Raw genomic sequence first — 20,546 nt, 5'->3', positions numbered from 1 at the left:
GCCGACAATGCCCAGCAAAAAGCCCGCCGAAAGCGCGGTAAAAGATTGTTATTGTTTTATTGCGCCGCAGCGTGCCGCGGCGCTGAAGGTTATTTCTGCGCCTGCCGATCCGCCGCCAAAATAAAGGCGTACTCCAGCGCGCCGTTTTCCAGCCGCGCCAGGCGGCCCGATTTGCCGCCGTGGCCGGCGGTCATGTCGGTGGAGAGCAGCAGCAGCGAATCGCCCTGCTTGAAGCGCCGCAGCTTCGCCACCCATTTGGCCGGCTCCCAATACTGCACCTGCGAGTCGTACAAGCCGCTGGTAACCAGCAGGTTCGGGTAACGCTGCTTGCGCACGTTGTCGTACGGGCTGTAGGACTTCATCAGCGCATAGGCGGCCGGCTGGTGCGGGTTGCCCCACTCCTCGTACTCCCCGGTGGTGAGCGGAATGCTGTCGTCCAGCATGGTGGTCACCACGTCGACGAACGGCACCTGCGCCACCACCGCGTTGTACAGCTGCGGCGCCTGATTGATCACCGCACCCATCAGCAAGCCGCCGGCGCTGCCGCCCATGGCGTAGATGCGCCCCGGCTGGCCGTAGCCGTCTTTGATCAGCGCCTGGGTGGCGTCGATGAAGTCGTTGAAGCTGTTCGGTTTGTGCGTCAGCTTGCCCTGCTTGTACCAGCTCTGCCCCAGCTCCCCGCCGCCGCGCACGTGGATCAGCGCATAGACGAAGCCGCGATCCAGCAGGCTGATGCGGTTGGCGCTGAACGCCGGATCCATGCTCATGCCGTAAGCACCGTAGCCGTACACCAGCAGCGGGTTATGCCCGTTTTTGAACAGCGATGTGCGGTACACCAGCGAGACCGGCACCTTCACGCCGTCACGCGCCGTTACCCAGATGCGCTCGCTGTGATACAGGCTGGGATCGACGCCTTTCACCTCCTGCTGCTTCAGCAGGGTGCGCTCGCCCTTGTTCAGATCCCACTCATAGGTGCGGGTCGGCGTGGTCATCGCCGAATAGCCGTAGCGCAACCGATCGCTGTCCGGCTCGGGGTTATAGCCCAGCCAGGCCATGTAGCTGGCGTCGTCGAACGGGATGGCGCGCTCGGTTTTGCCGTCCCAGCTGATTTGCCGCAGCTGCACCAGCCCGTTGGCGCGCTCCTGCACCACCAGCCAGTCGCGGAACAGGCTGAAGTTCTCCACCTCGTGCTGCGCCTGCGGTGCGATCAGCGTCTGCCAGGGTTTGCCCGCCGCCGCCGTGCGGTACAGCCCGAAGTTCGGATCCTGATGGTTGGAACGCAGATAGAACTCGCCGCGGTAGTGATCGAGATAGTACTCGCGGCCGTTCTGCCGGGCGGCGAACAGCTGCGGCTCGCGCTGCGGCTGGTTGGCGTCGATCAGGCGCACTTCGGAGGTGGTGTTGCCGCTGATGGTCAGAATCAGGTAATCACGCGAGGACGAGCGGCCGAGGCTGAGGTAGAACGCCGGATCGTTTTCCTGGTACACCAGCTTATCTTCCGCCGTCGGCGTACCGTACTGATGGCGATAAACCTGGTATGGCAACAGCGTTTGCGGGTGGTTGCGCACGTAGAACAGGGTTTGGTTGTCGTTGGCCCACACCATGTTGCCGGAGGTGTTTTCCAGCGTTTCCGGCGACCAGCGTTCGCTGCCTATCTCGCGCAGGGAGATGCGGTATTGGCGGCGGCCCTGCAGATCTTCGGCCACCGCCAGCCGGCGGTTGTCCTGGCTGACGTCCATCGCCCCCAGGCGATAGTAGGCGTGGCCGGCCGCGCGCTGATTGGCGTCCAGCAAGGTTTGCCACGGCGCGTCGGCGGTCAGCGCCTGGCGCTGATACCGCGCGAAATCTTTACCGGCGGCGTAGCTTTCCTGATAGCGATAGCCGTTGAGCTGATACGGCACCGAACGATCGTCAGGGTTCATGCGGCCCAGCATCTCCTGATACAGCGTGGCGCGCAGCTTCTGGTACGGCGCCATCATCTGCTCGGTGTAGCGGTTCTCCGCCTTCAGATAGTCCAGCACCTTCTGCTCTTTTCGGCTGTCGTCGCGCAGCCAGTAGTAATCGTCGGTGCGCGTCTCGCCGTGGGCGGTCAGCGCTTTCGGCGCGCGTTCCGCCAACGGCGGCTGCGGTTGCGCCAGCGCGGCGCCGGCGACGCCTAAAGAAAGCCAGAGCGCGGCCGCGATGCGACGGCGCGGGGTGGATAACAGCGGATTCATAATCCCTCACGAAGTTTGAAAAGGCGCACGACGGCGATACGGCGCCTGCGGGCATTAACGGCGGGCATTCAGCTCCGCCAGATTGAAATCGATCGGCATCGTCACCCTGACGGCCCCCTGCTGCAGCATCTCCGGCGGCGGCGGCGGCAACGGCTGAGCGCGCGACACCACCGCTACCGCTTCCCGATCCAGCGACGCAGTGCCGGAGCGCACCAGCAGCGTAACGTTCGAGACCCGCCCCTGCGCGTCGACGCTGAAACTGACCTGCGGCATGCCGCTGCGCCGGCGGCTGCGGGCATCCAAAGGGTAATCCTTGATGCGGTTCAGTTTGCCTTTCACCAGGCTCTCCCACGACAGTTTGGCCTGCGCGTTGCTGTTGGCGTCGCTGTTGATCGGTGCGGCGGTCTGGTGAGAGAGCGTCTGCGCCTGCGGCGCGGCGGCGCTGGACGCGGCGGCGTTGCGCGTCTCTTTGGCCTGTTCCTGCGGCTTAGGCTGCGGCTGCGTTTTTTGCGGGGGGCGGCGTTCGGCGCGCTTCTTCTGCGCCGTCACGATTTTCGCTTTCTCGGCGCGCGCCAGCTTGGGCAGATCCGGCTGTTGCTGCTGCTCCGCCGGCTGCGCCGCAGCGGATTCCGCCTGCTGCACGCCCAGCGGCAGCGGCTTGCTTTCCGGCGCTTCAATCTGCGCCGCCCAGCTCATCATCACCGCCGGCGGTGGCAACACCACCGGCTCCAGCGCCGTCTGCGGCCAGTAAAACAGCAGCACCAACGCCGCGTGCGCCGCCAGAGCGAGCAGCAGGCCGCGCGCCCAGCGCGGCTGCGGCAGTTCAAAGGCCGGGAGGGAGTAAGACTGACTTAACATAGGGGCATTAGCTTGCTTAATTGCGAATGATTGCAGATCACATTTACTAATGATAATCATTTGCAACTATAATTAATACCCCTTTTCACTCTCTTAACGTATTCATTTCACTGATGGTGTGATCCACAGGTAGTCTGCGGTGTTCGCATCGACCTGTACGCCCGGCTCCGCCAGCATCAGCACCGTCAGCGCCGCCGCCGGTTGCAGATCCCGCACGTGCAGCGGCACCCCCACCGATTTGGCGGCGTGATAGCCACCGGCGATCAACAGCGCGGGCGTGGGCGCCGCCAGCAGGCGCTCAGCCATGCGCCGGTCGCGCTGCTGCTGGATCGCCAGCATCGCACGCAACTGGTCGGCCTCAATCTTGCCGCCGTGCGAAGTGCGAATGGTCTCTTCCAGCGCCTTGCGCACCGCCGGCTGCGCCGATAGCTGCCCCGCCGGGAATTGCGGCTGCTGATAGAACGCCGTAATCTCGCTGCGATCCAGGTTGGCCGACCACAGCGGGTAAGGCGCGCGCATCGCCGCCATCGTCACCCCGCCATACAGCTCCCACTTCCAGCCCGGCTGCCAGGCGATCAGCTCCGCTACGCGGCCGTCGCGCACCGTCGGATCGCTCTGCAACCACTGCTTGACCTTGTCGACCTGCGCCTGTTGGTTCGGGTTGATCATCTCCATCAGCACGCTGCCCTGCGGCCGCCGCTGCGGCAGCTGCTGCACCAGCCATTGCTCAATCTGATGGTGGTAAGGATTGTCATGTTTCTCACCCAGGATCACCCGCGGCTGCTGCGCCAATCGCGTCAACAGCTGCTCCGGCGTCAGGGTCGCGCCGCTGTGCAGATCGGTGATGCTCCCCAAACTCGCGACGTCGTTGGCCGGCGCCTTCACCGGCGCCTGGCTGCAGGCGCCGAGCGCCAACGCCGCCAATAAAATCAGGTATCTCATCATGTTGCCCCATTATCGAAAATGGCGACATTATAGATAATAATTATCATTTGCATATAGATCCGGCTTAACGATTTTTTTACGCGCCGATCGCCGGCTGCGCATTGCGTTGAAAAAGCATTGCGGGTATAACCAATAGCCATTCAGATATTTAGACGTCTATACGGATAGATTATTATGCAACCATCGGCACCCGCCGCAGGACAGTTCAAACGCAGCATGAAGGCCCGGCACCTGGTGATGCTGTCGCTGGGCGGCGTGATCGGCACCGGGCTGTTTTTCAACACCGGCTACATCATCTCCACCACCGGGGCGCTCGGCACGCTGCTGGCCTACCTGATCGGCGCGCTGGTGGTGTATCTGGTGATGCTGTGCCTGGGCGAGCTGTCGGTGGCGATGCCGGAAACCGGCGCCTTTCACGTCTATGCTTCGCGCTATCTGGGGCCGGCCACCGGCTATACCGTCGCCTGGCTGTATTGGCTCACCTGGACGGTGGCGCTCGGCTCCAGCCTGACCGCCGCCGGATTCTGCATGCAGTACTGGTTCCCGCAGTCGCCGGTGTGGCTGTGGTGTTTGATCTTCTGCGTGGCCATTTTCCTGCTTAACGTGGTGACCACCCGCTTTTTCGCCGAAAGCGAATTCTGGTTTTCGCTGATCAAAGTGGTGACCATTCTGGCGTTTATCATTCTGGGCGGCGCCGCCATGTTCGGCCTGCTGCCGATGAAAGACGGTACCCCGGCGCCGTTCCTGCATAACCTGACCGCTTCCGGCTGGCTGCCGCACGGCACGCTGCCGATCCTGATGACCATGGTGGCGGTGAACTTCGCCTTCTCCGGCACGGAACTGATCGGCATCGCCGCCGGCGAAACCGAGAACCCGGAAAAAGTCGTGCCGCTGGCGATCCGCACTACGGTGATCCGCCTGATGCTGTTCTTTATCGGCACGGTCTTCGTGCTGGCGGCGCTGATCCCGATGGATCAGGCGGGGATCGTCAAAAGCCCGTTCGTGCTGGTGTTTGAACGCATCGGCGTGCCTTACGCCGCCGATATCTTCAACTTCGTGATCCTGACCGCCATCCTGTCGGCGGCCAACTCCGGCCTGTACGCCTCGGGGCGCATGCTGTGGTCGCTGGCCCACCAGCGCACCCTGCCGGCCTACTTTGCGCGCGTCAATGCGCGCGGCATTCCGATCAACGCCCTGACCTTCAGCATGCTCGGCGGCGTGCTGGCGCTGCTGACCAGCGTGATCGCGCCGGACACGGTGTTTGTCGCCCTGTCGGCGATCTCCGGTTTTGCGGTGGTGGCGGTGTGGCTGAGCATCTGCGCGGCCCACTATGCTTTCCGCCGCGCCTACCTGCGCAGCGGCCAGCCGATAAGCGGCCTGAAATACCGCGCGCCCGGCTACCCATTGACGCCGATCCTCGGCTTTGCGCTGTGCCTGCTGGCTTGTATCGGGCTAGCGTTCGATCCGGAGCAGCGCATTGCGCTCTACTGTGGGCTGCCGTTCGTCGCCCTGTGCTACCTCACCTATTTCCTGACCCGGCGCGCCGGGCAAAAAACCGCTTTGGGAGAACAACATGTCGGTTAACAACCCCGTCGCCCGCCTGCTGGCCGAACATCACACGCTGATCCTGGACGGCGCGCTGGCCACCGAGCTGGAAGCGCGCGGCTGCGATCTGACCGATCCGCTGTGGTCGGCCAAGGTGCTGATTGAAAATCCCGAGCTTATCTATCAGGTGCATCTCGATTATTTCAACGCCGGCGCCCAATGCGCCATCACCGCCAGCTATCAGGCCACGCCGCAGGGCTTCTTGCGCCGCGGCCTGGATCAGGATCAATCGCTGGCGCTGATCGCCAAAAGCGTGCAGCTGGCGCAGCGGGCGCGCCGCGATTATCTGGCCGAACACCCGCAGGCGGCACCGCTGCTGATCGCCGGTTCGGTGGGCCCGTACGGCGCCTATCTGGCCGACGGCTCGGAATACCGCGGCGATTACCGGCTGGCGCAGGATGACATGATGGCCTTCCACCGCCCGCGCATCGCCGCCCTGGCGGCCGCCGGCGTCGATCTGCTGGCCTGCGAAACGCTGCCGTCGTTCGCCGAACTGCAGGCGCTGCTGACGCTGCTGCAGGAATTCCCGATGCTCGGCGCCTGGTTCGCCTTCACCCTGCGCGACAGCCAACACCTCAGCGACGGTACGCCGCTGACGGAGGTCCTGTCCGCGCTGCGCGGCAACCCGCAGGTGTTGGCCATCGGCATCAACTGCATCGCGCTGGACAAGGTCGCCCCGGCGCTGCGTCAGCTGAACGCGCTGGCCGACAAGCCGCTGCTGGTTTACCCGAACTCCGGCGAGCACTACGATGCGGTAAGCAAAACCTGGCACGCCTGCGGCGGCGAGCACGGCAGCCTGGCCGATCAGGCGACGGAGTGGCGCACGCTCGGCGCACAATTGATCGGCGGCTGTTGCCGCACCACCCCGCAGGATGTCCGCGCCATCGCTGCGCGCTGCAAGAAATGAGAAAGGCGGGGTTATTCGGTTAGCAGGCGCAGTTGCTCCACAACCTGTTCAACGTTGAGGCGGCCTTGGGTGGCCTCGACCGTCGTAAAGTACAGGCAATAAATTAAACATCGAATCAGTTTGGATGTCTAAACCGCATAACAAAACGCTCGACAATACTTAAATTGTCGAGCGGAGTAGATGCTAATGATATTTTTCTATTACCATTTATCTCTATAATTGAATGAAAGGAAGTAGTCAAATTTCTCGGTCGATATCTTACTTGTGAAATAGGGTTGAATCAAAGCTACCCAGCTCTCCTTTACATCAAACTCACCATTATTCATTGTATCGTCCAAGGGGAGGCCTAAAGCATCGATGAGAGAGTCATCGTCCCCAAAATCTTTTGAATACTCTTCGCCCTTAAAATCATCATTATTTTTGTCAAACCATGTAAGACGTAATTTTAATCCCATGACACTATCTCCCCTATAAATACTTTTTGATATTTCGTTTTGGATCTGGACTTTTCAACTGCTTACCCGTTTTGGGATCAAAAGCCCCCAGATGTTCACCGTCGCTGGCACGATATCCTTCCAACTCACCATGCTGTGAGTCCCACTCATAAATTTTACGCCCCTTGTCGCCATACCACCGAGCCCGGCGGCCCCCTCCTGACTGCTTGGGAGTTTTTGGTCTACCTGCTTTAAGCTCTCCCAACCCCTTAATTTCATCAGTTTTTGGGGCAGGATGATATTTGTGCCCGCGCTCCGGAGTTCCTTCTCGAGGTTTAATAAGCTCTGGCTTGTCTTCTCGAGCTGGTTTTTTCCGTGGTTTGTTGAACATGACATAAATCGGATCAAGACCACTTTCAACCGGTGGAACCAAAATATAGTCATGGATCTGCTGAACATCACCATTGGGCAATGCAGTCAGCGTTCCTTTCCCTGACACATCGACACTGCCTCCCGTCGAAAGCTTGCCTGCAGGCGCACCAACCGGCGTGACGGTAATAATATAACCGGATACGCCCTTGTCATTCGCCGGTGTCCAGGTCAGAGAGATAGCACCGTCATCAGTGGTAAAGCGTAACTCCCTTTTCACCGCATCCCATGATAGTGGCCTTAGTGGCACCGCACCTTTTACGTTCCGCTCATCAGGGCAAACGATGTTGATGTGGATTTTCTCTTCCCCGACATCCCCCGTCTCACGAGAAACCAGCCGATAGGGTAACCGCACCGAATTATAGTTGCCGAGTGCATTCCTCACATCGTCTCGCGTCAATCCGAACCGACCGACACCCAGGGATGACATGACGCTCAATGCAGGCACATCCAGACTCTCGGAAAAGACAAAAGAGAGCTGAGCAAACTCGGCCGTGGTGACTTGCCCGTTGGCATACAGTTTTTCCGCAGGTATCTTCGTCAACGTCGCCGAGGCCCGGGCAAACGCGCCACGGATACCGGCTTCCAGTGTCTCCGTCGCCGCCACCGAATTATAGTTGCTGATAGCAAATCCGCTTTCTCGCCAGAAGTAGGCCGGTTGATCCAGAAACAGCGGACTGGGTTTGCTGCCCATAACCGGAGGATATTTGGGCAAATCGCTATCGCCAACCGTAAGAACAAACTCTTTCTTTGCCTGGTTGCGCCAGAACGCCGCTTGCGCTTGCGGTGACAACGAAGCAATATCCGGATCAGTCGGCTGCCGAGCACGAATTTTGCTCATATTTTCTCGTGCTCTGCGCTCGAATTCGGCAATTTCTGCACGTTTGTCGGTTTCCGCCTGTCGTTGCGAGGCCAGCTGATTATTCAGTGCTTCCGTAGACGCATTGGTCCGGGTCAGCTCGCGGCGATACTGGTCAGCCTGAGCCGGTTGGTTACGGGCTCTGGCATTCGATTCCTGAACCGACTGGCGTTGCGCGGTAGCTTGCCCGAGAACAATTTGCGCCTGCGTTTCCGCAATTTGCTGCTGTATGATTGCCAGATCTTCTGGCAACAGCCAACCAAATTTCTTGGATTTTTCCTCGCGCGCCTTTTGCATTGCTTCACGCTCCTGGCGGATTTCCTGATAACTCAGAAGCGCTTTGCGTTCGGTCTCGCGGGCATTGACTTCATTTTGCGGAATGATCTCCACCACGGCAACATAAGCCGGCGGCAGATTACTGCCTGGAGGGAACACCACGATACCATCGTGCGTGTTGCCACCCGGTTGCGTCGCAGGCAACGGTTTGGCTTCAGCATTATTTATCTCGGTAACACCGTCCACAGGTTTCGCCGTGGTTGGCGGCGCCGGCGCATTGACGCGAATATGAATACCAGGCATGCCCGGTACAATTCCTACCGTATAGACGTCCGGTCGCTTGGTGGGCTTGGCCTCCACAACCGGAACGCTCATCGGTAACGACGGTGAACGAACAACGGCTACTTTTTGCTGCCCCTCATCAACGAGGTCAGCAATACGAGCGCTGACCAGGGTTGCCGGTTGAGTGGGAAGTTGGCCCGGCGGCGTCTGAGTGACCAAATCCGCAGGGAGTGTCGTCACAATATGTCGCACCATAGACATATCATCAGGAGCAATCTTGGTTGGCGTAATGGCTTCCACGACCAATCCCCACAGACTAGTTCGCCACAATGTGCCTACCGTGGGAATATCGAGCGTTTTCACTTTGGCTATCGATTTCGTAATAAACGATTGCACCGTTTTGGATTTCAGTAGGCTGAATCCCCATGCGCCATCGAACAGCGAAAGATTAAATTGTGCCCCCACCGCGACGGACGCTTGTGCTTCCGGAAACAGACTCAGGTTAACATTGCCGCCACTGTTGGCGGGATCCCTGTCCCCTCCATTGTTGCCACCGCCAGTATGCCCGCCAGTGTCCTTATCCTTGCCTCCCCATGGATTATTCTCCGAACTCCAGCCGGAGTGATCGGAAGCATCAACCCCGCCCCCTTTGCTGCCATTGCCACCGATGCCGGTTGGCCCACCATTTACACCACCGCTAGGACCGCGGCTGTTTTTACCATCACCACCACTCATAACTCATCTCCTGTTGAAATTGCACACAAACACTGTATGTATGCACAGTAATTTAGAAGGATTTAAGAGGAGGTGCAATTCATTAACCCAGCAAGCTGTTGTGCTGTATATCAGACAAAACAGAGAGGGGATTTGCGTGAGTAAGTTCTTCGTCATGAAAACGGATACTATAAGTATGATATTTATTTTTATGATATGAACATCAAGCATTTTTAAAACTAAATAAGTTGTCGTCATAAGGACGAACAATGCAGATAAGATGGGGCGGCTAGGCATTACGCGAAGGAATTAAGCGAAGTCAATGAGCTGAAGTTTAACAGGCAAAATATGAGTTTAACGTACAATAACTATCAATATTGACACTCTCCCCTAAGCACACGGTTGGCTACAGCCTCAACTTTGCTGCCATCCTGGCGGCCGTGAGGCACAATTTCAGCATTGAATTCCGCAATATCCTCTGCGGTCAAAAAGATCATCTATTCGCCAGCGCCTTAATCGTATCCGCGTGTTTAGCCTGAATACGCGCTTTCACCTTGGCTTTGACCAAAACCTCATAGTCGGCCTTACTGATGATGTAAACCTCATCGTGTCCGCGGCGCGTCACTTCCACCGGCTGTTTTTGCGCTTCCAAAAGCACCTCGGCCAAATTGTTTCTCGCCGCCGTGTAGCTAATCGTAGTCATTTTCTTTACCTGTACATGTACATGTACATGTTTGACGATTATTTGTACCACGTTCGCTGAAAATAAAAAAGCCCCCGGCGCCAGCGGCGCAGGGGGCCAGTCACTCAACCCGGGCTTACAGCGGTTCGGTCTGCGCTTCCACCACCGCCAGCGCCACCATGTTGACGATGCGGCGCACCGAGGCGATCGGCGTCAGGATGTGCACCGGCTTGGCGACCCCCATCAGCACCGGCCCGACGGTCACCCCTTCCGAGCAGGAGACGCGCAGCAGGTTGTAGCTGATGCGCGCCGCTTCCATGTTCGGCATGATCAGCAGGTTGGCCGAGCCTTTCAGCGGGCTGTCCGGCATCAGATCGTGACGGATGCTTTCCACCAATGCGGCGTCGCCGTGCATTTCGCCGTCGATCTCCAGCTCGGGCGCCAGCTCGTTCACCAACTCCAGCGTTTTACGCATCTTGCGCGCCGCCGGGCAGTCGGAAGAGCCGAAGCTGGAGTGAGACAGCAGCGCCACCTTCGGCTCGATGCCGAAGCGGCGCACGGTTTCCGCCGCCATCAGAGTGATCTCCGCCAGCTGTTCCGGGGTCGGATCGTCGTTGACGTAGGTGTCGGCGATAAAGGTGTTGCCGCTCGGCAGCAGCAGCGCGTTCATCGCGCCGGCGACGTGCGCGCCTTCACGGAAGCCGAACACGTTCTTCACCACGTCGTAATGCTCGTGGTAGCTGCCGATGGTGCCGCAGATCATCGCGTCCGCTTCGCCGCGGTGCAGCATGATGGCGGCGATCAGCGTCGGGTTGCCGATCACCGCGCGGCGCGCCTGCTCTTGCGAGACGCCGCGGCGTTTCATGATCTGGTAGTACTCGCCCCAGTATTCGTTAAAGCGCGGATCCGACTCGTTGTTTACCACTTCGAAATCCTTGCCCGGCGTCAGCTGCAGACCCAGCTTTTTCAGGCGCATCTCGATCACGCTCGGGCGGCCGACCAGGATCGGGAAGGCCAGCCCCTGTGACACCAGTTCCTGCGTGGCGTGCAGCACGCGCTCTTCCTCGCCTTCCGCCAGCACCACCCGCTTCACCTCTTTGCGCGCCTGCGAGAAGATCGGCTTCATGAACAGGTTGGTTTTGTAGACGAACTCCGCCAGCTTCTCAACGTAAGCGTCGAAGTCTTCGATCGGGCGCGTCGCCACGCCGGAGTCCATCGCCGCCTTGGCTACCGCCGGCGCGATCTTGACGATCAGGCGCGGATCGAACGGTTTCGGGATGATGTATTCCGGCCCGAAGGAGAGATCCTGATCGTCATAGGCGGAAGCCACCACGTCGCTCTGCTCCGCCAGCGCCAGATCGGCGATGGCGTGCACGCAGGCCAGCTTCATCTCTTCGTTGATGGTGGTCGCGCCCACGTCCAGCGCGCCGCGGAAGATGAACGGGAAGCACAGGACGTTGTTCACCTGGTTCGGGTAATCGGAACGGCCGGTACAGATGATGGCGTCCGGGCGCACCGCTTTGGCCAGCGGCGGCAGAATTTCCGGTTCCGGGTTAGCCAGCGCCATGATCAGCGGATCGCGCGCCATGGTTTTCACCATATCCTGCGTCAGGACGCCCGGGCCGGAGCAGCCGAGGAAGATGTCGGCGTTCGGGATGGCGTCGCCCAGCGTGCGCTGGCCGTTATCCTCGATGGCGTAGGCAGCTTTGGTCTGCTCCATATTGGCGTCGCGGCCTTTATAGATGACGCCCTTGGAGTCGCAAACGGTGATGTTCTGTTGCCGCAGCCCCAGCGCCACCAGCAGGTTCAGGCAGGCGATGGAGGCCGCGCCGGCGCCGGACACCACCAGGCGTACGTCGGAGATATTCTTCTTCACCACGCGCAGGCCGTTGAGCACCGCCGCAGTGGTAATGATCGCCGTGCCGTGCTGGTCGTCGTGGAACACCGGGATCTTCATGCGCTCGCGCAGTTTCTGTTCGATGTAGAAACACTCCGGCGCCTTGATGTCTTCCAGGTTTATGCCGCCGAAGGTCGGTTCCAGCGCGGCGATAATGTCGATTAATTTGTCAGGGTTATGCTCATCCACTTCGATATCAAACACATCGATACCGGAAAACTTCTTGAACAAAACGCCCTTGCCTTCCATCACCGGCTTACCGGCCAACGCGCCGATATTGCCCAACCCCAGTACCGCCGTGCCGTTGGAAATCACCGCCACCAGGTTGCCGCGCGCGGTGTATTTGTAGGCCGCCAGCGGATCTTCGGCGATCTCGAGGCAAGGCGCGGCGACGCCCGGCGAATAGGCCAACGCCAGATCGCGCTGGGTCGCCAACGGTTTGGTGGGGGAAACCTGGATCTTCCCTGGGACAGGAAACTGATGGAAATCAAGGGCACTCTGTTTGAGCTGTTCGTCCATTATGGATTCCTTTGTTTTTTGCTTTTATGTTGAGGTAAGGCTTTGAGGCTGCGCCCTGCCGTGGGCCGTGGCGCCCAAGTACAATGACAGGGCGCAGCCTTGAAGTATAGTGAGAGAAACATCACAAACTTTGAAGCGTGCCATAACCTTGGCCGAAAGACCGTTTTAAAAGTAAAAAAAGGATCGCGAGACGAGTCGAAGAAGCGCCGCCGTCAGCGTGGCGGCAGCGTGGCGCGCCAGGCGTTGAGCGTCTCCACCTGGCCGGCGCAAATGTGTAACGAGGTTTGTAACGCCAGGGTATAGCTTACCGCATCGCCCCAGGTCTCCCCTTGCAGCCGCGGTTGCTCACAGGGCGCGAACACCGATTCAGGGGGCAACAGCGGCACGGCCTGCGGCGCCGGCGGCCGGGCGCAGGAGCTCAAGCACAGCGCCAGGCAGAGGCTGAGCGGCGCAGGGATCGTTTTTAATCGCTTCACGGTATTTCCTCTGATAGGCCTCGTGTTGTTGGCGCAGCTGCCGTTCCTGCCGCTGCTGCGCCGCCATCAGCGCACGGTTTTGCGCATCCTGGGTCTGCAGGGTGGCGATCAGCCCGGCCTGCTGCGCCAGGCTTTTCTGTAGCTCCGCCGCCTGTTGGCGCGCGGACGCCAACTGGTGCGACAGCAGCGAGCTGTAGCCGCCGAGGCAGATGGCCGCCAGCAACAGCAGCAGCAACCCGCCCTGCATCAGTTTTTGCAGCCAGCCGCTCATGCCGGATAGTCCCGGAACGCCAGCTGGAAGTGCGGGCCATCCTTGAGGGTTTTCCACTCGCCGCCCCATTCGACGTTGACCCCGCATTCACGCGCCGCGCGCCGCACCGCCACCGCAATCTGCGCGTAGTAATCCCACTCCCAGGAGACCACCCCCGCCGGCATCGCCACCACGTCCACCGCGTGGCCGGTCAGATGGCGGCTGCGCAGCGTTTGACTGCTGCCGGCGCGCACCATTTCCCGCTGGCGCGCCATGCTGCGCAGCCCCTCGCTGACGGAAAACGGCACCAGCGAATAACGCAGCGCCAGACGAATAACGCGCACCAGATCCGGGTGCACGCCGCGCAGGTTCTCTTCGCTGCGGGCGGTAAAACGAATCTCTTCGATGTCATTTAACATTTTTAAACCCCGTCTTTTTGCCGATGAATTTTTTAATTAAGGCGTTGATGTAATCTGCCCCCATAAAGCCAATCAGTACGCTGGCCAAATTCGCCCACTTTAATTCCAGGCCCATCAGCGCCAGCGCATCGCGCACCGTCCAGGCCAATAACGCGCACATCGCCGCATTCAATAAACGGCGCCGAATGCCCACGTTGCGGTAAGCGCCGTGCAATAGCGCCATGACGCCGGCCAAAATGGCGTTTAATACCGGCTGAAGATATTCACATACTCGCTGGACTATTAAGCCAACAGCGTCAGGCTCTATGCTGGACATAGCTCATCTCCTTTTTTATTTTTAATTAAATGCCAATCACGGCCGGTGGGACATCGGATAATCAGAATCTAGTTAAGGATGCTATTACAAAGCAAATGAATAAATACAGGCCCTATGGTCGAATTCATTCATGCTGAGCGCTGGCACAACGCATAAGCGCCAATGTTGACGGCAATGAATAAAATTTCATTGTTATCGTGATTTATTTCGACTTTCGTTTTCACGAAAAATAAACATTAATGGCTGCGGGAAATATGTCCCATCTTAAAAACATCCACTCTGGAGAAATACCATGTCCACACGCAAAGCCGTTATTGGGTATTATTTTATTCCGACCAACCAAATCAATAATTACACCGAGTCCGATACGTCCGTCGTGCCGTTCCCGGTTTCCAACATCACGCCGGCCAAAGCCAAACAGCTGACGCACATCAACTTCTCGTTCCTGGATATCAACAGCAACCTGGAATGCGCCTGGGATCCGGCCACCAACGATGCCAAGGCGCGCGATGTGGTCAACCGCCTGACCGCGCTCAAGGCGCACAATCCCAGCCTGCGCATCATGTTCTCCATCGGCGGTTGGTACTACTCCAACGATCTGGGCGTGTCGCACGCCAACTACGTCAACGCGGTGAAAACCCCGGCCTCGCGCACCAAGTTTGCCCAATCCTGCGTGCGCATCATGAAGGATTACGGCTTCGACGGCGTGGACATCGACTGGGAGTACCCGCAAGCATCAGAAGTGGACGGTTTCATCGCCGCACTGCAAGAGATCCGCACCCTGCTGAATCAGCAAACCGTCGCCGACGGCCGCCAGGCGCTGCCGTATCAGTTGACTATCGCCGGCGCCGGCGGCGCCTTCTTCCTGTCGCGCTATTACAGCAAGCTGGCGCAGATCGTCGCGCCGCTCGATTACATCAACCTGATGACCTACGATCTGGCCGGCCCCTGGGAGAAGATCACCAACCACCAGGCGGCGCTGTTCGGCGACGCGGCCGGGCCGACCTTCTACAACGCGCTGCGCGAAGCCAATCTGGGCTGGAGCTGGGAAGAGCTGACCCGCGCCTTCCCCAGCCCGTTCAGCCTGACGGTCGACGCCGCGGTGCAGCAACACCTGATGATGGAAGGCGTGCCGAGCGCCAAGATCGTGATGGGCGTCCCCTTCTACGGCCGCGCCTTCAAGGGCGTCAGCGGCAGCAACGGCGGCCAGTACAGCAGCCACAGCACGCCGGGCGAAGATCCGTATCCGGGCACCGATTACTGGCTGGTGGGCTGCGAAGAGTGCGTGCGCGACAAGGATCCGCGCATCGCCTCCTATCGCCAGCTGGAGCAGATGCTGCAGGGCAACTACGGCTATCAGCGGTTGTGGAACGACAAGACCAAAACCCCTTACCTGTATCATGCGCAGAACGGGCTGTTCGTCACCTATGACGATGCCGAAAGCTTCAAATACAAAGCGAAGTACATCAAGCAGCAGCAGCTGGGCGGCGTGATGTTCTGGCATCTGGGGCAAGACAACCGCAACGGCGATCTGCTGGCCGCGCTGGATCGCTATTTCAACGCCGCGGACTACGACGACAGCCAGCTGGATATGGGCACCGGCCTGCGTTACACCGGCGTCGGCCCCGGCAACCTGCCGATCATGACCGCGCCGGCCTACGTGCCGGGCACCACTTACGCGCAGGGCGCGCTGGTGTCCTATCAGGGTTACGTCTGGCAGACCAAATGGGGTTACATCACCTCGGCGCCCGGTTCCGACAGCGCCTGGCTGAAGGTGGGCCGCGTGGCGTAAGCCATAAAAAAAACCCCGTAGCCGAGCGCTGCGGGGTTTTCATTGAGTTAACCGTTTGATTTTCGCGTCCCTTCGTCTCTATTCCTTCAGTTGTGGCACCAAGGATAGCCGCCATCCCGCACCACTTCGCGGCCCATCAGGCTGTAAACATCGCTTTTGCGCGTCAGCCGCTCATGCCACCAGTTAAACCCGGCGCCCTTGCTGGCCGGATGCCACGCCAGCCAAATCATTTCGTCGCCCTTTTGCATCTCCACCGGCACCGTCACCAGTTCGCCGCTGGCCAGTTCCTTTTCGATCAGCGACGGCGGCAGAAAAGCGTGGCCAATGCCGCGTTTGAGCAACGCCAGGTTGCTTTCCACGTCGCACACCACCAGTTGGCGCTGCAATGGCAACGTGCCGTGATTGCGTTTGGGCAGTTCATGGCTGCTGTCGGCGATCGCAACCACGATGTCGTTCAAGCGCTGCTTCTTGCACACCGGCTTTTTCTGCGCCGCGAACGGATGCGAGGGCGACACGCACAGCACAAAGTTGAGCTTGCCAAGCATCAGGGTTTTGGCCTGTACGCTGTCGGGGATTTGGCCGATGGCGATGATCAGATCCGCCCGGTTGTTCTTCAGCGCATCCCAGGTGCCGTTCAGCGCTTCCCGCTGCACCGAGATATTGGCGTTCGGGCAATGCTGAATATAGTCGCGGATATCCTGCGTCAGGGTCTCCAACGGGAAGAAGGTGTCCACCGCCAGGCGGATATTATTGTCCAGCTTGGGGATGTTTCTTACCCGGCTTTCCAGATCCTGCACCGCATTTAATATCCAGCTGCCCTCCTGCAGGAGAAATTCCCCTTCATCCGTCAGGGTAATCATGGGGCCATTGCGATGAAAAAGTTTCACGCAGAGTTTGCTTTCAATATTGGAAACCCGATAAGAGATTGCCGAAGGCGTTTTATGCAGCGCCTCCGCCGCCATAGAGAAAGAGCCGGTGCTCTTAATGGTGCTGATTATTTTAATCGCATCCAGGGATAATCTAGTCATACAAATTCCTCTTTAAAATAAAACAAGAAAAATGACACTAAATTCCCAAGGTGGTGGCGCACAAAAATCGATCAAATCGAACAAGAATACTCAAGGCAACAAGCAATATACTTCATAAATGAGAGCGCTATCTTAAATACTATTCATCACGACCTGATATAAAATTCATCATAGCGCTCTATTTTTGCATTGTGACAGTTAAATAAATTCAGCCTAACGATCAAAGATCGTCATCATAATAATTTTCGTTAATAGCCGTTAAAACATTCCGCTCTGCCGCACGACCAGAATGATAAAAATAAAACAAGCCGACAAGAAGGGTTATTTCAAATTACGTTATTAGCCTCTCATTTTGTCGGTGAAATACGCTCAACTTACAACATAATTTCAGTCAGGAGTGACTTATGAACAAAACTTCCCGTACCCTATTCTCTCTGGGCCTGCTGAGCGCAGCCATGTTCGGCGTTTCGCAACAGGCGAATGCTCACGGTTATGTCGAATCGCCGGCCAGCCGCGCCTATCAGTGCAAACTGCAGCTCAACACCCAGTGCGGCAGCGTGCAGTATGAACCGCAGAGCGTCGAAGGCCTGAAAGGTTTCCCGCAGGCCGGCCCGGCTGACGGCCACATCGCCAGCGCCGACAAGTCCACCTTCTTCGAACTGGATCAGCAAACGCCGACGCGCTGGAACAAGCTCAACCTGAAAACCGGCCCGAACTCCTTTACCTGGAAGCTGACCGCGCGTCACAGCACCACCAGCTGGCGCTATTTCATCACCAAGCCGAACTGGGACGCTTCGCAGCCGCTGACCCGCGCCTCCTTTGATCTGACGCCGTTCTGCCAGTTCAACGACGGCGGCGCCATCCCTGCCGCACAGGTTACCCACCAGTGCAATATACCGGCAGATCGCAGCGGTTCGCACGTGATCCTTGCCGTGTGGGATGTAGCCGACACCGCCAACGCCTTCTATCAGGCGATCGACGTCAACCTGAGCAAATAATCGGCCAAATGAGGCCATCTTTGAGGGTTCAGCCTGGCGCTGAACCCTTCTTTTTTTGGCTCTCGCGCCACCGCCCCCCTCGCCTCCCCCGCCGTAAACCGCGCCCCGCCTGGGTTTACTCGGCATTCATTGTTATTATCCATCGCAACAATCAGAAAAAGCGCATTTTCATTCCCGACCCGATGATGCAGTGTGTTCCCCCTATGATGAAAAAGGTTCTCATTTCCCTACGTTGAGCTTGGTCAAGGAGCTTATCAATGAATCAATTAGACGCACTCAAGCAGCTGACCACGGTGGTCGCCGACAGCGGCGATATCGAATCCATCCGCCAGTTCGAACCCCAGGACGCCACTACCAACCCTTCGCTGATCCTGAAAGCCGCCGCGCTGCCGCAGTACAAGGCGCTGATCGTCGAAGCGCTGGACTATGCCCGCCGCCAGGGCGGCAGCAAGGAAACCCAGCTGATCAACGCCAGCGATAAGCTGGCGGTCAATATCGGCGTCGAGATCCTCAAAAGCGTGCCGGGCCGCATCTCCACCGAAGTGGACGCCCGCCTGTCGTTCGATCGCGGCATGTGCGTCGCCAAAGCGCGCAAGCTGATCGCCATGTATCAAGAACAGGGCATCGACAAATCGCGCATCCTGATCAAACTGGCTTCCACCTGGGAAGGCATCAAAGCCGCCGAGGAGCTGGAAAAAGAAGGCATCAACACCAACCTGACGCTGCTGTTCTCCTTCGCCCAGGCCCGCGCCTGCGCCGAAGCCGGCGTGTATCTGATCTCGCCGTTCGTCGGCCGCATCTATGACTGGTATCAGGCCAAACAGCCTGCCGCCGACTACGATGCCGAGCAGGATCCGGGCGTGAAATCGGTGCGCACCATCTATGAATACTACAAGCGTCATCGTTACCAGACGGTGATCATGGGCGCCAGCTTCCGCAAGGTTGAGCAGATCCTGGCGCTGGCCGGCTGCGATCGCCTGACCATCGCGCCGAACCTTTTGGAACAGCTGAAAAACAGCGACCGGCCGGTCGAGCGCAAGCTGACCCCGTCTACCGAGGGCTTCCACCAACCGGCCCCGCTGGCCGAAGCAGAGTTCCGCTGGCTGCACAACCAGGACGCCATGGCGGTGGAAAAACTCGCCGAAGGCATTCGCCTGTTCGCCGTCGACCAGCAGAAGCTGGAAGACATGTTGGCCGCTCAACTGTAACCGCACTGGAGTTTCGTTATGTCTTCTCGTAAAGAGCTTGCCAACGCCATCCGCGCACTCAGCATGGACGCCGTACAAAAAGCCAATTCCGGCCACCCCGGTGCCCCTATGGGCATGGCGGACATCGCCGAAATCCTGTGGCGTGACTACCTCAACCACAACCCGACTAACCCGCACTGGGCTGACCGCGACCGTTTCGTGCTCTCCAACGGCCACGGCTCCATGTTGATTTACAGCCTCCTGCACCTCACCGGCTACGACCTGCCGATGCGCGAGCTGGAAAACTTCCGTCAGCTGCATTCCAAAACCCCAGGGCACCCGGAGTACGGCTACACCCCGGGCGTTGAGACCACCACCGGCCCGCTGGGCCAGGGCATCGCCAACGCCGTCGGCTTCGCCATCGCCGAACGCACCCTGGCGGCGCAGTTCAACCGCCCGGGCCACGACATCGTTGACCACCACACCTACGCCTTCATGGGCGACGGCTGCATGATGGAAGGCATCTCGCACGAAGTCTGCTCTCTGGCCGGTACCCTCAAGCTCGGCAAGCTGACCGCTTTCTACGATGACAACGGCATCTCCATCGACGGCCACGTCGACGGCTGGTTCACCGACGACACCGCCCTGCGCTTTGAAGCCTACGGCTGGCACGTGGTGCGCAACGTCGACGGCCACAACCCGGACGCCATCAAGGCCGCGATTGAAGAAGCCCGCAAGGTGACCGACAAGCCGTCGCTGCTGATGTGCAAGACCGTTATCGGCTTCGGTTCGCCGAACAAGGCCGGCACCCATGACGTGCACGGCGCCGCGCTGGGCGCCGCCGAAGTGGCCGCCACCCGCGAAGCGCTGGGCTGGAAATACGCCGCCTTTGAAATCCCGCAGGACATCTACGCCCAGTGGGACGCCAAAGAAGCCGGTCAGGCCAAAGAAGCGGCCTGGAACGACAAATTCGCCGCCTACGCCAGGGCCTTCCCGGAGCTGGCTGCCGAGTTCAAGCGCCGCATGAACGGCGAGCTGCCGGCCGACTGGAAAGCCGACGCCAAGGCGTTCGTTGAAAAACTGCAGGCCAACCCGGCCAACATCGCCAGCCGCAAGGCGTCGCAGAACGCGCTGGAAGCGTTCGGCAAGGTGCTGCCGGAGTTCCTGGGCGGCTCCGCCGACCTGGCGCCGAGCAACCTGACCATGTGGTCCGGCTCGAAAGCGCTGAACGTTGACCCTGCGGGCAACTACATTCATTACGGCGTGCGCGAGTTCGGCATGACCGCCATCACCAACGGCATCGCGCTGCACGGCGGCTTCCTGCCGTACTCGGCGACCTTCCTGATGTTCGTGGAATACGCCCGCAACGCGGTGCGCATGGCGGCGCTGATGAAGCTGCGCAACGTGTTCGTCTACACCCACGACTCCATCGGTCTGGGCGAAGACGGCCCGACCCA

The 20,546-nt window shown here is 59.2% G+C and carries 18 protein-coding genes; 6 read left to right on the top strand and 12 right to left on the bottom strand.

Annotation, left to right across the window (positions count from 1 at the left end; translation table 11 throughout):
- Positions 1–89: 89 nt before the first annotated feature.
- The 3 genes from ACJ8HB_RS04980 to ACJ8HB_RS04970 form a co-directional block, all read right to left on the bottom strand.
- Positions 90–2,216 (bottom strand): S9 family peptidase, encoded by a 2,127-nt coding sequence (locus tag ACJ8HB_RS04980; RefSeq protein WP_080289929.1) that lies wholly within the window; start codon positions 2,214–2,216, stop codon positions 90–92.
- A gap of 54 nt (positions 2,217–2,270) precedes the next feature.
- On the bottom strand, positions 2,271–3,074 hold the full coding sequence (locus tag ACJ8HB_RS04975; protein WP_033649853.1) for a TonB family protein: 804 nt from the start codon (positions 3,072–3,074) through the stop codon (positions 2,271–2,273).
- 102 nt (positions 3,075–3,176) lie between these two features.
- A complete protein-coding gene (locus ACJ8HB_RS04970; RefSeq protein ID WP_041038076.1) occupies positions 3,177–4,016 on the bottom strand; it encodes a ChaN family lipoprotein in 840 nt (279 codons plus the stop codon).
- A gap of 177 nt (positions 4,017–4,193) precedes the next feature.
- Here ACJ8HB_RS04970 and mmuP point away from each other — a divergent pair, with 177 nt between their 5' ends.
- Together mmuP and mmuM are read left to right on the top strand one after the other, a co-directional pair.
- On the top strand, positions 4,194–5,603 hold the full coding sequence (mmuP, locus tag ACJ8HB_RS04965) for an S-methylmethionine permease (RefSeq protein ID WP_033635472.1): 1,410 nt from the start codon (positions 4,194–4,196) through the stop codon (positions 5,601–5,603).
- Complete coding sequence (gene mmuM, locus ACJ8HB_RS04960) at positions 5,593–6,531, top strand: homocysteine S-methyltransferase (protein WP_094859997.1); 939 nt, start codon at positions 5,593–5,595, stop codon at positions 6,529–6,531. Before mmuP ends, mmuM begins: the two co-directional genes overlap by 11 nt.
- A gap of 200 nt (positions 6,532–6,731) precedes the next feature.
- Here mmuM and ACJ8HB_RS04955 read toward each other — a convergent pair whose 3' ends face one another.
- The 8 genes from ACJ8HB_RS04955 to ACJ8HB_RS04920 form a co-directional block, all read right to left on the bottom strand.
- Positions 6,732–6,986 carry a colicin E3-like toxin immunity protein gene (locus tag ACJ8HB_RS04955; protein ID WP_047571055.1) on the bottom strand — a complete coding sequence of 85 codons (255 nt, stop codon included), beginning with the start codon at positions 6,984–6,986 and terminating at the stop codon, positions 6,732–6,734.
- Positions 6,987–6,999: 13 nt separating this feature from the next.
- On the bottom strand, positions 7,000–9,546 hold the full coding sequence (locus ACJ8HB_RS04950; protein ID WP_094859998.1) for a colicin-like bacteriocin tRNase domain-containing protein: 2,547 nt from the start codon (positions 9,544–9,546) through the stop codon (positions 7,000–7,002).
- 472 nt (positions 9,547–10,018) lie between these two features.
- Positions 10,019–10,228 (bottom strand): type II toxin-antitoxin system Phd/YefM family antitoxin, encoded by a 210-nt coding sequence (locus tag ACJ8HB_RS04945; RefSeq protein ID WP_004936539.1) that lies wholly within the window; start codon positions 10,226–10,228, stop codon positions 10,019–10,021.
- 115 nt (positions 10,229–10,343) lie between these two features.
- The gene (maeB, locus tag ACJ8HB_RS04940) at positions 10,344–12,623 is read right to left on the bottom strand and encodes an NADP-dependent oxaloacetate-decarboxylating malate dehydrogenase (protein ID WP_016926766.1); all 2,280 of its coding nucleotides are present in this window, start codon (positions 12,621–12,623) and stop codon (positions 10,344–10,346) included.
- Positions 12,624–12,835: 212 nt separating this feature from the next.
- Positions 12,836–13,009 carry an Rz1-like lysis system protein LysC gene (gene lysC, locus ACJ8HB_RS04935; RefSeq protein WP_039564819.1) on the bottom strand — a complete coding sequence of 58 codons (174 nt, stop codon included), beginning with the start codon at positions 13,007–13,009 and terminating at the stop codon, positions 12,836–12,838.
- Positions 12,990–13,370 carry a DUF2570 family protein gene (locus ACJ8HB_RS04930; RefSeq protein ID WP_033635477.1) on the bottom strand — a complete coding sequence of 127 codons (381 nt, stop codon included), beginning with the start codon at positions 13,368–13,370 and terminating at the stop codon, positions 12,990–12,992. Before ACJ8HB_RS04930 ends, lysC begins: the two co-directional genes overlap by 20 nt.
- Positions 13,367–13,768: a M15 family metallopeptidase gene (locus ACJ8HB_RS04925; protein ID WP_033635478.1), complete on the bottom strand. Its 402-nt coding sequence runs from the start codon at positions 13,766–13,768 to the stop codon at positions 13,367–13,369. The genes ACJ8HB_RS04930 and ACJ8HB_RS04925 overlap by 4 nt, the downstream gene beginning before the upstream one ends.
- The gene (locus tag ACJ8HB_RS04920) at positions 13,758–14,084 is read right to left on the bottom strand and encodes a phage holin, lambda family (RefSeq protein WP_004936551.1); all 327 of its coding nucleotides are present in this window, start codon (positions 14,082–14,084) and stop codon (positions 13,758–13,760) included. The genes ACJ8HB_RS04925 and ACJ8HB_RS04920 overlap by 11 nt, the downstream gene beginning before the upstream one ends.
- 292 nt (positions 14,085–14,376) lie before the next feature.
- Between ACJ8HB_RS04920 and ACJ8HB_RS04915 the strand changes: the two genes are divergently transcribed.
- Positions 14,377–15,876 carry a glycosyl hydrolase family 18 protein gene (locus ACJ8HB_RS04915; protein ID WP_033655002.1) on the top strand — a complete coding sequence of 500 codons (1,500 nt, stop codon included), beginning with the start codon at positions 14,377–14,379 and terminating at the stop codon, positions 15,874–15,876.
- An 86-nt stretch (positions 15,877–15,962) separates the two neighbouring features.
- On the opposite strand, the gene ACJ8HB_RS04910 is transcribed toward ACJ8HB_RS04915, so the two are convergent.
- Entirely contained in the window at positions 15,963–16,904 is a 942-nt protein-coding gene (locus ACJ8HB_RS04910; protein WP_033635481.1) for a LysR family transcriptional regulator, read from the bottom strand.
- Positions 16,905–17,308: 404 nt separating this feature from the next.
- Here ACJ8HB_RS04910 and ACJ8HB_RS04905 point away from each other — a divergent pair, with 404 nt between their 5' ends.
- The 3 genes from ACJ8HB_RS04905 to tkt form a co-directional block, all read left to right on the top strand.
- Positions 17,309–17,902, top strand: a complete 594-nt coding sequence (locus ACJ8HB_RS04905) for a lytic polysaccharide monooxygenase (protein WP_033655003.1) — start codon at positions 17,309–17,311, stop codon at positions 17,900–17,902.
- Between the two features lie 257 nt (positions 17,903–18,159).
- Positions 18,160–19,110, top strand: coding sequence for a transaldolase (tal, locus tag ACJ8HB_RS04900; protein ID WP_033655004.1), 951 nt, complete (start codon positions 18,160–18,162; stop codon positions 19,108–19,110).
- Positions 19,111–19,128: 18 nt separating this feature from the next.
- A partial coding sequence (tkt, locus tag ACJ8HB_RS04895; RefSeq protein WP_442520176.1) for a transketolase occupies positions 19,129–20,546 on the top strand: 1,418 nt, incomplete at its 3' end.

The sequence above is a fragment of the Serratia sp. CY27727 genome (assembly GCF_052169275.1).
Classification (GTDB): domain Bacteria; phylum Pseudomonadota; class Gammaproteobacteria; order Enterobacterales; family Enterobacteriaceae; genus Serratia; species Serratia sarumanii.
This window is presented reverse-complemented; position numbering and strand designations above follow the sequence as displayed.